General features: G+C 63.2%; 13 protein-coding genes. 4 read left to right on the plus strand and 9 right to left on the minus strand.

Going from position 1 to position 14398, the window contains the following annotated elements:
• Position 1: 1 nt before the first annotated feature.
• Positions 2-2089 (plus strand): GAF domain-containing sensor histidine kinase, encoded by a 2088-nt coding sequence (locus AC0L14_RS13235; protein WP_473525574.1) that lies wholly within the window; start codon positions 2-4, stop codon positions 2087-2089.
• Between the two features lie 122 nt (positions 2090-2211).
• Here the strand turns inward: AC0L14_RS13235 and AC0L14_RS13240 are convergent, their stop codons facing one another.
• The 6 genes from AC0L14_RS13240 to AC0L14_RS13265 all read right to left on the minus strand — a co-directional run bounded on the left by AC0L14_RS13240 (position 2212) and on the right by AC0L14_RS13265 (position 7428).
• On the minus strand, positions 2212-2616 hold the full coding sequence (locus AC0L14_RS13240; RefSeq protein ID WP_473749800.1) for a hypothetical protein: 405 nt from the start codon (positions 2614-2616) through the stop codon (positions 2212-2214).
• Positions 2617-2892: 276 nt separating this feature from the next.
• Positions 2893-4179, minus strand: a complete 1287-nt coding sequence (locus AC0L14_RS13245) for a flavin monoamine oxidase family protein (protein ID WP_473749801.1) — start codon at positions 4177-4179, stop codon at positions 2893-2895.
• A 136-nt stretch (positions 4180-4315) separates the two neighbouring features.
• Complete coding sequence (locus tag AC0L14_RS13250; RefSeq protein WP_473486916.1) at positions 4316-5374, minus strand: dipeptidase; 1059 nt, start codon at positions 5372-5374, stop codon at positions 4316-4318.
• 184 nt (positions 5375-5558) lie between these two features.
• Positions 5559-5858: a GNAT family N-acetyltransferase gene (locus AC0L14_RS13255; RefSeq protein ID WP_095494371.1), complete on the minus strand. Its 300-nt coding sequence runs from the start codon at positions 5856-5858 to the stop codon at positions 5559-5561.
• Positions 5859-5861: 3 nt separating this feature from the next.
• Positions 5862-6485, minus strand: a complete 624-nt coding sequence (locus tag AC0L14_RS13260) for an alpha/beta hydrolase (protein ID WP_473749804.1) — start codon at positions 6483-6485, stop codon at positions 5862-5864.
• A gap of 10 nt (positions 6486-6495) precedes the next feature.
• The gene (locus AC0L14_RS13265; RefSeq protein ID WP_473749898.1) at positions 6496-7428 is read right to left on the minus strand and encodes a VOC family protein; all 933 of its coding nucleotides are present in this window, start codon (positions 7426-7428) and stop codon (positions 6496-6498) included.
• A gap of 217 nt (positions 7429-7645) precedes the next feature.
• On the opposite strand from AC0L14_RS13265, the gene AC0L14_RS13270 reads away from it, so the two are divergent.
• Positions 7646-9223 (plus strand): alkaline phosphatase family protein, encoded by a 1578-nt coding sequence (locus tag AC0L14_RS13270; protein WP_473486918.1) that lies wholly within the window; start codon positions 7646-7648, stop codon positions 9221-9223.
• Positions 9224-9273: 50 nt separating this feature from the next.
• Here the strand turns inward: AC0L14_RS13270 and AC0L14_RS13275 are convergent, their stop codons facing one another.
• Positions 9274-10671 carry a PRC-barrel domain-containing protein gene (locus AC0L14_RS13275; RefSeq protein WP_473749805.1) on the minus strand — a complete coding sequence of 466 codons (1398 nt, stop codon included), beginning with the start codon at positions 10669-10671 and terminating at the stop codon, positions 9274-9276.
• 293 nt (positions 10672-10964) lie between these two features.
• Here AC0L14_RS13275 and AC0L14_RS13280 point away from each other — a divergent pair, with 293 nt between their 5' ends.
• Positions 10965-11885, plus strand: coding sequence for a diacylglycerol/lipid kinase family protein (locus AC0L14_RS13280; RefSeq protein WP_473749807.1), 921 nt, complete (start codon positions 10965-10967; stop codon positions 11883-11885).
• Between the two features lie 29 nt (positions 11886-11914).
• Here the strand turns inward: AC0L14_RS13280 and AC0L14_RS13285 are convergent, their stop codons facing one another.
• Positions 11915-12115, minus strand: a complete 201-nt coding sequence (locus AC0L14_RS13285; protein WP_473486921.1) for a hypothetical protein — start codon at positions 12113-12115, stop codon at positions 11915-11917.
• A gap of 196 nt (positions 12116-12311) precedes the next feature.
• Between AC0L14_RS13285 and AC0L14_RS13290 the strand changes: the two genes are divergently transcribed.
• Positions 12312-13829: a sensor histidine kinase gene (locus AC0L14_RS13290; RefSeq protein WP_473749808.1), complete on the plus strand. Its 1518-nt coding sequence runs from the start codon at positions 12312-12314 to the stop codon at positions 13827-13829.
• A 102-nt stretch (positions 13830-13931) separates the two neighbouring features.
• On the opposite strand, the gene AC0L14_RS13295 is transcribed toward AC0L14_RS13290, so the two are convergent.
• On the minus strand, positions 13932-14396 hold the full coding sequence (locus AC0L14_RS13295) for a hypothetical protein (RefSeq protein ID WP_473525581.1): 465 nt from the start codon (positions 14394-14396) through the stop codon (positions 13932-13934).
• Between the last annotated feature and the right edge of the window lie 2 nt (positions 14397-14398).

The following is a 14398-nucleotide window of genomic DNA, read 5'->3' on the forward strand; positions in this document are numbered from 1 at the left end:
CATGACGGCTGAAGCAGCACGCAGCGGTATGCAAGGCGTCAGGCAGGGCGCGGCGATGGCGGCTGTCCATGTCGTTCGCCGGCTTCGCGAAGCCGGCGACTGGCAGCGCGAGATGGACGGCATCCTTGAAAGGCTTTGCGAGGCCATGGATTGCCAGCGCGGCATCCTGTTTCGGCTGCGCGAGCTGCCCGGCCAGGGCTTTGCCCAGTCGGTCGCGGCCTACTGGATCAACCCGCGATTTGGCGGCGAACTGGCATCGCCAACGGTGATCTTGCAGTCGGTTGTCAATTCGGACCCACTGCTGGAACGGTTGGCGGAGGACGAGCGGCAAGGCAAGATCTTCGCGGGACACACGCGCGACCTCGAAGGTTTTCTGAGAATCGACTTCGAAAAGCAGCACATCAAGTCGTTCCTGTCGGTGTCGGTCTTTGCGCATGGCCATCTGTGGGGCACGCTGGCGGTCAACGACTGCGTCAACGAGCGCGAATGGACCGACGAGGAAGAGGCAACGCTGCACATCGTGGCACTGGCCATAGGCGACGCCATCGAACGATCGCTTTCCGATGCCCATGCCAGCGAAGTCATCCGCCGCACCATGCTGCAGGCTTCGCTCGACGCCATCATCGTCATCGACGAGACCGGTTCGATCATCGAATTCAATCCGGCCGCCGAAAAGATGTTCGGCTACCAGCGCAGCGACATCCTCGGCAAGGACCTGCTCGACACCGTCGTTCCGGAATATTATCGAAAGGGCTATGTGTCGGGCGCCGAATACATGTCGGGCCGCGGCGCGCCGATGGTCGGCCAGCGGATCGAGACCGTAACCCAGAATGCGGCCGGCGAGGTCTTTCCGATCGAACTGACCGCGACCGAGATGCGGGTCGCCGACCGCCGCCTGATTTTCGGCTCGATCCGCGACCTTCGCGACAAATTGCGCGCCGAAGAGGAGATCGGCCGCCAGCGTGAAAAGCTGCACCAGAACGAGAAGATGGCGGCGATGGGCTCGCTGCTTGCCGGCGTGTCACACGAGCTCAACAACCCGCTCGCCGTGGTCGTCGCCCAATCGACGCTGCTGCACGAGTTCGCCTCAGACCCGCAGACCAAGGTGCGGGCCGAGAAGGTGCGAGCAGCCGCCGAGCGGTGCGGCCGCATCGTCAAGAGCTTCCTCTCGATGGTCCGCCTGCATCCCGCGTCGCAGGCCGAAACCGACCTCAACCAGGTGGTCCGCGCGGCACTCGAAGTGACAGCCTACGGCGCCAGGTCAACCGGCATCATTATCGATACCGATTTCGCCAGCGGTCCGCTGCTGGCCATGGCCGACGCCGACCATGTGACGCAAGTGGCTGCCAACTTCCTCATCAACAGCCAGCACGCTCTGGCCGGCATCGGCGGCGACCGGCTGATCAAGGTACGCACGTTTCGCAGCGATCGCGGCAATCCCTGTTTCTCGGTCGAGGACAACGGGCTGGGCGTGCCGGAAGCGATACGCTCCCGCATCTTCGAATCCTACTTCACCACCAAGCCGGTCGGCGTCGGCACCGGCATCGGCCTGTCGATCTCGAAATCGATCATCGAACGGCACAATGGCGATGTCTGGTTCGAGGAAGTTCTGCCGAGGGGCGCCCGTTTCGTCGTCCAGTTGCCGGCGATCGCCGCCGGCGCGGCCGCCGCCGGCGAAACCCCGTCGCGCTCGAGCGGATTGCGCCATGCGCTGATCATCGACGACGAGCCGGATGTCGCCGCGTCGCTGTCCGACATTCTGGAATTGATGGGCATCAAGTCGCGGATCGTGCCGGCCTGGGCATCGGCCGCCGCGACCTTGACCGGCCACATGCCACCGGACATTGTCTTTTCCGATCTGCGCATGCCCGGCACCAGCGGCATATCAGTCTATCGCGAACTGCTCGCCGAAAAGCCTGATCTGGCGCGGCGCTTCGTTCTGGTCACCGGCGACCTGATCGGAGCGAAAGCCGAAATCGAGGCGTTGCCCGCGCCGCAGCGTCCGCAAATCCTGGAAAAGCCGTTCAGCACGCTGGACGTGCGCGGCGTGCTGTCGGCCATTGCCGAGCAGGCCGCCTTGGGCAGCTAGAACACTGGCGGAAATCGGTTTTTGAAAAAATCCGATGCTCAAACAAAGGGCAGAGAAAAAAGACTCCCAGCCGAGGATGCGGCGGGAGCCTGCCTGGAGCGCTGGAGGGTCGCTCGGGGGCATCAAAAAACGTTCGGCGTATGGGTCAGCGGCGCGGCATTGGCGATCACGCGGACCGCGCGAGCCTTGTGAATGCCGGATTGCTCGGCGATGACGCGCAGGCAGTCCGCACTTTCGGCGCCCCAGGCCTGCCCCTTGCAGACAAAATCGATCTCCGGCATCGGCAGACGCGCGGTCTTGGTTGTGGTCGGCGCGCCGTTGACGATGTTTGCCGGCGGGTTCAGTGAAGCAAAGGCTGGACCGACCGTCGGCGCGAAGGCCATGCCGACGAACGCGGCGGCGCCCAGCACCACGAACAGCGCCATCGGATGGTCGTTGGCGCGCCGGCGCAGCGCCAGCTTCGGCCGCCGATCGTTGCGCTCCGCCTGCAGGCGGGCGCTGTAGGCAGTCTGGATTTTCGTATGCATCGCCATTCCCTTCATTGATTTTCTTTTTCTGTTGAAAGGAACTTAGCCGCACCCGGTAACGGACGAACGACGCGCGCAAACTGACCGTGTAACAGATTTGAAACGGGAATTCGGGCAGTACCGGGCATATTCGGTCATGCGAGGGCGAGGGAGTTCGTTGCCGAACTGTTTCATGCAGTCGCATGTTCACGGGATCAAATCACGCCGCCGCTCTGGCCCGGCGACGTCCGGTCGCCACCTTGAGACGCCTCTTCTGCGACCATGAGGCGCTTTTGACTATTGCGGATTGAATTTCGAGAGGATTTTCTGTGCAGCAGTGCGCCCAGCCACGATTGCGCCTTCGACATAGCCCGGAAATGACGGAGACAATTCCGAGGATGCGAAATACACTGGCGGGGCGCCGGCCAGGATGGTTTGTTCGGCGTCGGTGGCACTTGTATCGATGATGAGATCGCTGTAGCCGCCGCCGCTCCAGCGATCGTCGGTCCAGTCGCGACATGTGAAATCGGTGAAGCTGCCTGCATCCGTGCCGAGCGCCTCCTTGAGCCGCGCCGTAACCTCCGCGCGCAACGCGGCATCTCCCAATTCCCGCCAGCGTAGGGCAAGCGGCCCGCCGACGAAGACGACCAACGCAGGGTGGCCGCCATCCTTGCTGACGTCACAGGCAAAAAGGGCCGGCGGATCGCGCCACATCACCATGCCGCTCAAGCCCTTGGCGCGCCAAAAGGCTGTGGGGTAGCGCACCTGCATTTTGATCACCGCGCCGCTTTGCCAGACACCGAGGGCCTTTTCCAAGGCAACCGGCAGCGGCGGCGCGAAATCCAGCTTCGAAGCCATCATAGGCGGCATGGCGATCAGCGCCGTTCGCGCTGTGATCGAGCCCGTCGTCGACGCGAGACGAACGCCTCCCAGTCTGCGCTCGATCGTTCTGACCGGCGTGTTCAATCGCAGGCGGTCGCCGAGATCGCCAGCCAGATCATCCGCCAGAGACTGCATGGTTTCGTGCACGAAATACTGCAGTTCCGACACTTCATTGGTGATACGACGGTCATTGTTGATGAGGTGCCAAAGCGGCAGTTTTTCGAGCGCCTGGCACCACAGGCCCTCGATCATCGAGCGAAAAGCCGCCTTGGCCTCACCGGGATCGTTCTGGCGATCGAGCCATGCGGCGACGGTCAAGCCGGCAATAGTCGGATCGGCCGGTGCAATCGCGTTCATGCGGTCGCGGATCGCCATCGAGGCGCAGTAGATTCGCTCGGCTTCCTTTTCGCCCGTCCGCGGCTGGGCAATGACTTCGCCCTTAACATAGGTCTCGACCAACGTCTTACCGCGCGTTCGCACCAGGGCCATCAGTTCCGGCATGTCCTCGCACAGGAACTGACCGCCGCTGTCGATCAGCTCGCCAAGCCCATTCCACTTGGCCTCGACCCGCCCGCCGACGCGGCCGCGCGCCTCGAGCAGCACAAAATCAATGCCGGCCCTGTTCAATTCATGCGCGGCCGACAGGCCGGTAAAGCCGGCGCCGACGATGGCGACATCGGCTCGTACGGTCTGGCGCTTCAAGAGCCGGCCCTAAAGTTCTCGAAGTCCGCAATCATCCGCGGCTTGAGCTCCGGAGACAACGGTCTTGTCGAGATCATCAAAACCCCGCTCGATCGATATATTGCAGGTCGCTGGCTACTCTGCCGGGCGACACGCTTTAGCCGATGGTCTTTTCCAGCATACTGATCCAGTTGCGATAGGCGATCTTCTCGATCAGCGCGCGACCGAAGCCGCGCTCGGCGAACGCATCGAGCAGCTTCGGCAGGCCGGTGACGTCGCCGATCACAGCCGGGATCATGGCGCCGTCGAAATCGGACCCGAGGCCGACGCCGTCTTCGCCCAGCGCCTGCAGCAGCGAATCGACATGGCGCACCATGATGTCGAGACTGGTATCGGCATTCATCCTGCCGTCCTCGCGCAAAAACCCGGTCGCGAAATTCAGCCCGACCATGCCGCCCGACTCGCGGATCGCGCCGAGCTGCCAGTCGGTGAGGTTGCGGGAATGGCCGCAGATCGCATGGACGTTCGAGTGGGTCGCCACCAGCGGTGCGTCGCTGATCTCGGCGACGTCGCGAAACCCCTTTTCGTTGAGGTGCGAAAGATCGACCATGATGCCGAGCTGGTTACAGGCCTTGACCAGTGCCTTGCCGGCATCGGTCAGGCCAGGTCCGGTATCGGGCGTCGACGGGAAACGGAACGGCACGCCGTGGCCGAAAGCGTTCGGGCGGCTCCAGACGATGCCGAGCGAGCGCAAGCCGGCCGCATGCAGCACGTCGAGCATTGTCAGTTCGGGGTCGATCGCCTCAACGCCTTCTATATGGAACACCGCCGCGATCGACCCTTGCGCCATCGCGTTTCGCACGTCGCCGGCGCTGCGGCAGACGGTGAGCGCCGACGCTCGTTCCAGCCTGAACAGGATCGAGGCCATCGCGATGGTGGAGGCGAGCGCGTCGGCGCGCGGAAGCTCGGGCGGCAAGGGCTCAGTATCGCTCGGCGCAGGAGGAACCGCACTGCGCTTGGATTTCTCGAGCGGCGGCGGAAAGATCGCGAACATGCCGCCGGCAAAGCCGCCCTTTTTCGCACGCGGCAGGTCGATGTGGCCGCCCTGCGTTCCCTCGATGAACAGCTTTTCGACATCCGCGTCCTTCGACTGATGGAGCCTGAGCAGCGTATCGTTGTGGCCATCGAAGACGGGAACAAGGTCGGTTTCGGTCATCAAGGGATCATTCGGTTCGATTGGTCGGGCGGCAATATACCTACTTAGGCAAGGCGATACCCACTAGGCAAGACAACCCACCGGGTAGGACAGGCGATCTGCGCAAATGCCACAGCGATGGATGCCCTTGTGGCTGCCCGCCCTCAACCGTCACCGCGGGCTAAGGCCTGTGGTAGGACCAGCGCTATTGCTTCAGCACGTCGGCCCATTCCGGGTGACGATGGAACTGGGCATTGGCGAACGGACAAAGCGGGATGATCTTCTTGCCCGCCGCGCGCGCGTCCTCGACGGCGCGGGTAACGAGGCGAAGCCCGGCGCCCTGGCCGCGAAACGCATCCGGCACCTCGGTGTGGTCGATGATGATCTGGTGCTCGCCGATCTTGGTGAAGGTCATCTCCGCCTCGGCGCCATCAGGCCCGCGCAAGAGATAACGGCCCTTGGAACCGCGATCCTCCAGTTCGATCTCCGGCAATTGGTCAAGCATTGCTTACGCTCCTTCTACCGGCGTAGCGGACAGGAACCGCCGCGCCGCCTCGATCTCGTTCGACTGCACCTCATGGCCGCCGTCGTGCCACTCCACTGTGACATCGGCGCCATCGGCGCGCAAATAGGCTTCGAGCCGAGCGGTCAGGTTGGGCGGACAGATCGGATCGCGCCTGCCTGCTGTGACCAGGATGCGGCGGCCGGCGAGACTTCCCTCGATTTCCGGCTCGAACGGAATCAGCGGATGCATCAGCACCGCCACGTCGAACAGAGAGGGCGCCGCGAACACCACCGAGGCCAGGATGTTGGCGCCGTTGGAATAGCCGAGGCCAAGCACCGACGAGGGCTTTGCCGCCTCGACATGTGCCTTGACGAAGCCAACCATCTTGTCTGTCGCCCGCGCCAGATCGTCCATGTCGTAGACGCCCTCGCCGGTGCGGCGAAAGAAGCGCGCGGCACCGTGTTCCGAGACATCGCCGCGCGGCGATACGATGGTCGCCTGCGGCGCGAGATCACGGCCGAGCGACAGAAGCTGGCTCTCGTCGGCCCCGGTGCCATGGAAGACGAAGAGCAGCGATCCATCAGGCGAACCGGGCAGTGTCTTGTAGATGTAAGCGTCCTTGCTCATTGCCTTGTCCTCAGCCTTCCAGCTTTTGCAGATGTTGCTCGAGATAGGGCCGCAGATGCTGGTGCTGCGACGGCAGCTTCAACGCCTCGCCGAGATGGGCGGTGTCCTCGTCGCGGTCGAAGCCCGGCTCGTTGGTGGCGACTTCGAACAGCACGCCGCCCGGCGTGCGGAAATAGATCGCCCAGAAATAGTCACGATCGATCACCGGCGTCACCTGATAGCCGGTGTCGATCAGCGCCTTGCGCACTTCGAGCTGCTTGGCGCGGTTTTCGACGGCGAAGGCGACGTGGTGGACGGAGCCGGCGCCGAGATCGGCAAAAGCGGCGCCCGGCAGCGATTCGATGTCGACGATATTGGCGCCGTTGCCGTTCTTCACCGCCAGCCTTTTTACAGTGCCGGATGTGTCGACTTCTTCATAGCCCATGAATTTCAGCAGCTCTTCCGTGGCGCCGCCATCCTTCAGCCTGAGCGACACCGAGTGAAAGCCGCGGATCGCCTCGTCGGAGGGAACATCGCCCTTCGCCCACGGCGTACGGGTGTCGGCGTTGTTCTCGACCAGCGCAAACCCGTCGCCGTCGGGACCGGCGAAGCCAAGGCGCTTCTCGCCGAAGCTCTCGTCGCGCGAGAGGCCGGCGACGCCCTCATCGGCAAAACGCTTTTCCCAATAGGCAAGCGTGCCTTCGGGCACCGAATAGATCGTTGCGCCGACTTCGCCGACGCCGTGGCGGCCCTTGCCGATGTTGGGGAAAGGAAAATAGGTCATCACCGAACCGGGCGTGCCGACCTCGTCGGCATAGTAGAGATGGTAGACATCCGGCGCCTCGAAGTTGACGGTTTTCTTGACCCGGCGCAGGCCGAGCTTTTTTGTGAAGAACTCATTGTTCTGGCGTGCATCCCTGGCCATCGAAGTGACGTGATGCAGGCCCTTGATCTGGTCGAGCATTTCCTGCTCCTTCCCTTGTCCTGTGCGGCCCATGCCGCGCTCCACGCCAATATGAGGACCCGCCGGCCGACGGCAAAGGTCGCAAACACAGAATGGACTGTGCTCTATAAGTGAACAATAAGACAACTTTTGTTCACCGTTTCGCGAACACCTCAGGCTTGCGTCGCCACAAAAATTCGGCTCCATGAGCGGCACGTTCTCAATGAAGGATACAGCATTGGTCAGAAAAGACAGACGCCCGAATGTTCTCCTGATCACCTGCGATCAGTGGCGCGGCGAGTGCCTGTCGGCGGCAGGCCACAAGGTGGTGCGGACGCCGAATGCCGACGCGCTCGCCGCCGAGGGTGTACTGTTTCGACAGCATTATGGCGGCGCGGCGCCGTGCTCGCCGGCACGCGCCTGCCTCTACACCGGCCTCTACCAGATGAACAACCGCGTCTGCCGCAACGGCACGCCGCTCGACGCCCGCCATGGCAACATCGCGCTCTCGGCGCGCAACCTCGGCTATGATCCGACGCTGTTCGGCTATACCGACGTATCGCCCGATCCGCGCACGCTGGCGCCGGGCGACCCGCGGCTGAAAAGCTACGAAGGCGTGCTGCCCGGCTTCACCGTGCGCCAACTCCTGCCGGAGCACCAGAAACCATGGCTGTCGTGGCTCAAGGCGCGCGGCATCGATAGCGGCGCCGGCTTTCCCGACATCCATCGCCCAGCCGACGAGCATGGAGGCACGACCGACAGCGCAGTGACCAACGCGCCACCCGTCTACTCGAAGGACGAATCCCCAGCCGCTTTCCTGACCGGCGAATTCCTCCGCTGGCTTGGCGAACAGGAGCGCGATACACCGTGGTTCGCGCATCTTTCCTTCCTCAGCCCGCATCCGCCGTTCATCGTGCCAGAGCCCTACAACAGCAGGTATGATCCTGCCGAGGGACCGGCTTTCCACCGCGCCGTGAGCTGGCAGGCCGAGGCAGAATGCCATCCCTACCTTGCCTACAACCTTAACCTGCAGGAGCGTTCGAATTTCCGCCCCGGCGCCGAGGGCAAGGTGCGCGATTGGGGCGACGACGATTTTCGCCGCATCCGCGCGCTCTATTACGGCATGATCTCGGAAGTCGACGCGCAGCTTGGCCGTATCTGGCAGGCAGTCAAGGCAGCGGATGCCTGGGATGACACCATCGTCGTGCTGACCTCCGACCATGCCGAAATGATGGGCGACCATTACATGCTGGGCAAGGGCGGCTTCTTCGACGGCAGTTATCATATTCCGCTGATCGTCCACGACCCGCGTCGCCGCAAAGCGGCCGGCGCCAGCGTCGACCGCTTCACCGAGGCGGTGGACATAGCGCCGACCTTGCTCGATCTACTTGGCGAGGAAACCCCGCCGCATCTCGACGGACAGTCGCTGAAGCCGTTCCTGGATGCCACGGAGCCGGACAACTGGCGCGAGGCCGCGCATTGGGAGTTCGATTTCCGCTCGATTGCCGATGGTCATGCCGAGCGCCATTTCGGCATCGGTCCGCGCCAGTGCAATCTGGCCGTCATCCGCACGAAGGAATTCAAATATGTACATTTCGGCGGCGGCCTGCCGCCGCTGCTGTTCGACCTGGAGCAGGATCGGGACGAACTAACCAATGTCGCTGCCGATCCGGCCTATCTGCCGGTCCGGCTGGAGCTTGCCGAAAGGTTGCTTGCCTGGCGGGCCGAACATCTCGATCAGTCGCTGGCGCTTGCCGAACTGACCGAGGACGGCGTTGTCGGCCACGTCGCCGGCCTGCCACCTTTCCAGTCATAAGAAAGGCCCGCGCCTTTGCCGGCACGGGCCTCCTTCGTCGTTGGAGTAAACTAGCGCATCATCATGCGCTGGGTGTCGCGGTTTTGCGCATATGTGGCCTTGTCATAGGGGGCCTGCGCCTCGAGCTGCTCCTTGGTGAAGTTCGTGTAGAGATAGCGCTTGCCATCCTTGTCGGTCATGAATTTCAGGTTATCCATGCCGATCGCCACTTCCTTCTCGCCAACGCCAAGGAAACCGCCGACGTCGATGATGACGGCATCGACCTTCTTGTCGCCCGTCAGCACGACGTCACCAATCTCACCGACGTTGACATCATTGGCGCCATAGACGGTGGTGCCAACCAAATCCTCGGACCGGATTTTGTCGACCGGCATTTCGGTCAGCGCCGACTTGTCGATCGCCGCGGTCTGTGTCTGGTCGGGGGTTGCATCAGGCGCTGCTGCAGCCGGAGCCTCGGCTGTCTTGTCCATTGGAGCCGGAGCAGCGGGTTCAGGCGTTGCCGCCGGAGCTTCCGCGGTCTTCTCCGCCGGGGCTGGAGTGACAGCAGGGGTGGTGGTCACCGGCGCCGGCGTCGCCGCGTCAGTCGATGCGGTTGTCGCCGGGGCGGGATCATAGGGCTCGCGGTTGAACTCCGGCAACGCCTCCAGACCCTCCCTCGTGGTCTCGGCTACCAGCCAGCGATCGCCATCCCTCTCAGCCCACTTGGCCTTGTCGAACTGATAGGCGACATTCTTTTCGCCAATCTCAAGGAAGCCGCCGACGCCGATGATCAGCGACTCGGCCTTGCCATCCTTGGCCAGGACGATGTCGTTCACGTCACCGATGTTTTGAGCGTCGTCGCCAGTGCCGTTGTAGACGGTTTCGCCGATGATATTGGTGGCAAGGTTACCGTCGGCACGCTTCACGGGTTCGGCCGGAACCGGTTCGACCGGAGCCGCCGGAGCGTTCTGTGCGGTGGTATCGGTCGCGCCAGAAGGGGCTGGAGGAGCCGTAGCCGTGGTGTCGGTGGCCGCAGGAGGCGGATCGTAAGGCCTGCGGTCGAAGTCCGGCTGAGCCATCAACTCATCCTTTGTAGTTTCGGCGATCAGCCAGCGGTCGCCACCCCGTTCGGCCCATTGCAGCTTGCTGTAGTCGAAAGTGACATTCTTGGCGCCGACGCCAAGAAAGCCGCCAACACCGATGACGACGGATTTCGCCTGACCGTTTTCATCGAAGACGACATCACTGACATTACCGATGTTCTCGGCATCGTCGCCGGTGCCATTATAGACCGATTCACCGACGATGTTGGTTACCAGGCTGCCCTCGGCGCGTGGAACGGGCGCAGCCGGAGCGGTCTCCTGAACCGCCGGATCCTGGGTCGGCGCCGGGGTTGTGGCTTCCTGCGCATACGCACCAGTCGCAATCAACGCTGCCAGTGCGGTGGTGGTTAAAAGGGTGCGGATCATCATAATCCTCCTCAAGCGTTATTTCGTTCACGCCACGAGCCGCCGGGTGGGAGATTGGTCGCGGCGTTACATATTCACAACGTCGTGACCGCGCCGTTGTTCCGAAACCATGGCGAGCGTCGTGAAAAAACCACCCGAATCGCGCTCAATCATGCGTTCGGCCGGTGAGATTCGCTCCTGTATTTTCGTCAGAGCTGCGGAACTTTTTTTCAGCCGCCCCGTTCCAACCTGTGGCTGGGTCTGTCCTGGCCGATGATTATCCAATGGTTGGCAAGAAAAAACGGAGCGGGGGGATGAGATTTGCGGCGGTGCTGAACCAAGAGGGCGGCACGCTGCGTACGATTGATCTTTCCGCCTTCACGGACCGGATGCGCCAGACGTTGGAGGCAGCAGGTCACTCCATCGATATCGACATCGTTGCCAGCAAGGACATCGTCGCAACGCTGGACCGCATCGCTTCGAAGCACAGCGTCGACATTGTGCTGGCCGGCGGCGGCGACGGCACCATTTCGGCCGCGGCGGCTCGGTTGATGGGCAGGAAGACGGCACTTGCCATTTTACCGGCTGGCACGATGAACCTGTTCGCGCGCGGGCTCGGCATTCCACAGACCCTGGACGCGGCCGTGAAATCTTTTGCCGACGGCGAGGTGATCGCAGTCGATATGGCAACCGCCAACGGTAAGCCATTCGTGCATCAGTTCTCGATCGGCATGCATGCCAGGATGGTTCAGCTTCGCCAGACCATGGAATTTGGCTCGCGGTTGGGAAAGATGCGGGCTTCAGTGAAGGCTGCCTGGGCGGCGATCAACAACCCGTCGGCATTGAAGGTGACGCTGACCATCGGCGAAGCCGAGATCGTGACGCGCACCACCGGCATCGGCGTCACCAACAATCTGTTCGGTGAGGGTCACCTGCCCTATGCCGACAATCCCGCCGGCGGCGTGCTCGGCATCTATGTCACGGTGGCGCGGCGACGTGGCGAACTGGTCAGGGTCATCTTCGACATGGCGCGCGGCAAATGGCGCGACAGTGAACATGTGGAAATCCACCAGGCTGACCGGGCCGTTTTGAAAGTCCACTCGGCTGCGAAGAAGTTCCGCGCCGTCATGGACGGCGAACTGGTCAGGCTTGACCGCGAAACGACGATCGAAATTCATCCTGGCGCGCTGAACGTTCTCGTCCCGGCGCGCGCCGTCCAAGCGAAGGCCGCGTGATGCAGCCCGGCATAGTCGATTGGACAGTTTCAGCCTTTGGGAATCTCGCCCTGTTCGTCCCTGGGAAGCTCGCCCTGTTCGGTTGTCGACCTCTTGTCTATCATGTTGCCGTAAATCTCCGCGATGCCCCAGGCGATAAACGCCAACAGCAGCGCGGCGATCAAGATACGGAAAGTATGCCACCCCCAGCGTCCCTGGCGGGCTTTGTCTTCAGGAACGATCCTGGGCATGATCGGCCTCCATTTCGTTGGGCGCCGGCACGTCGTTTAGCGCCGGCAAGTCGTTTGGCGCCGGCGGGCGCGGCTGGCAAAACGTGGTTGGGTAACGGTTCCTCAAGGCGAAGGTTCCGGTTTCGGAGCCAGGCAACTGGCCTGGCGCGAATGGCTGCAAGCCGATGCATTTGGGGGCCTTGTGGATAGCAGGGTAGTGAAAAAGCCGAATCTGCCGGTCGGTGTCCTTAGCGTGGTAAGGGCGCAGGACCGGCTTGCCGTACTCCACGGTCTCGATGCAATCGACACGGCGGCCGATCCTGACTTCGACCATATCAGCCGTCTTGCCGCCGCGGTGATGCAAACGCCTATCGCGCTCGTCACGCTGCTTGACGTCGAGCGGCAATGGTTCAAGTCCTGTGTCGGCCTCGATGAGACCGAGGCCGCGACAGATACATCTTTCTGCGCCCATGCCATTGCCGCCGGCGACGAGCCGATGGTGGTGACCGATGCGACCACGGATCTACGTTTCAACGCCAGCCCGCTGGTCACTGGCCAGCATCATGTCCGTTTCTATGCGGGTGCGGCGATTGTGGTGGCCGGTGCCCGGATCGGCACGCTCTGCGTGTTCGACCGGAAGCCGCGCGCGTCCCCGTCTGCCGCCCAGCTCGAACAATTGACGGCGCTCGCCAGCCTCGCTGCCAGCCTGTTCGCATTGAAGGACGCCACCCGCAACGGCGCCAGCGTCGCTGCGGCGCTGGCGCGCGAGGAAAAGCGGCGCGGCATCGCGCTCGATGCCGCCTCGCTCGCAAGCTGGGCATGGGATATCCACACCGATGTGATCGAATGCGACGTCCGGTTGTCCGAACTGTTCGGCCTGCCGCGCTCGAATCGGCTGAGGGCGCGCGATATCCTTGCCGCCATCGACCCGCGTGATGTCTACCAGACCGAGACGCGCTTTCGTGACGCGCTGACCGGCGGCGACGATTATTTTGGCGAATACCGCATCAAGGGCTTCAGTCCGCCGCGCTGGCTCGCGACGCGCGGCCGTGTCATCGAGCGCGACGGCGACGGCAAGCCGACGCTGATCTTCGGCGTCAATTACGACATCACCGAACGCAAGCTCGGCGACGAGCGGCAACGGCTCTTGCTGCGCGAGCTGAACCATCGCGTCAAGAACACGCTGGCGACCGTGCAGGCGCTGGCGACGCAGACCGTTCGCCATGCCCGCCAGCCGAGCGAGTTCCTTGAAGCCTTCAGCGCCAGGCTTCAGGCGCTGGGCGCCGCCCACAGCCTGCTGTCCGACCGCGAGTGGCGCGGCATTGGCATCCGCGAACTCGTGCAGATCGAGGTCAAGCCGTTCGATACCGCCGAACAGCCGCGCATGACGATCTCAGGCGCCGATCTGCTGCTTTCGCCCGATCAGGCAGTCGGGCTCGGCCTGATCCTGCATGAACTGGCCAGCAACGCGTTGCAATACGGAGCGCTGTCGGCGGCTTCGGGCAAGGTCGATCTCGACTGGCAGGCACAGGGCCGGAAAGGCGCACGGCGCCTGGTGCTGACCTGGCGCGAAAGCGGCGGGCCTGAGGTTGCCTCGCCCGAACGCCACGGCTTCGGCTCGATCCTGATCCGCCGCAGCCTGGCCAAGGTCATCTCCAGCGAAGTGACCCACGAATTCCGGCCGGAAGGCGTGTTCGCCGAAATATCGATGCCGCTGGAGGATCTGCCGAAGTGACGGCCCGGCCATGATCCCGAACCGAAGGTCCGCGTCAGCGAAAGGTGGGAGCCCGGTTTTCGGATAAGATCATTGTCAAACAAGGAGAAGAATCGCTTCGAGCTATTTCGCTTCGCCGGCATCCGGATCGTCGGCATCGGGCTTGGTGTTCTCGCGGTAGATGGCGTAGGCGGCGAGTGCAATCGCCGGGCCGAGTATCGTGCCCAGGCCGCCTTTCCCCTTGAGTAGCGCCGGCAGTACGGCGAGCGCGGCCGTGATGCCGACCGCCTTCATGTCGGCATTGCGCCTCCGCGCCCGGCGTCGGGCGCGCGCGCCGGCCGACAGCTGATGGATGAGCAGGAGGAGCCCTGCGATCACCAGGAAGCCGACCCCGAACCCAAGGCAGGCTGCCATCGGCCCGTAGCGACCCGCCACCCAGATATAGGCCGCTCCGACGAGGAAACCGACGCCGCACAATGCAGCAAGTGCTGCGAGCGCATAGACGATTGCAGCCGTGCGCGCGCGGCGCACGGCTGCAGCGGCTTCACCCGAGACGAGGCCCGAGATCAACGATGCCAGCATTCCCATCT

Source organism: Mesorhizobium sp. WSM4841, from assembly GCF_055811515.1.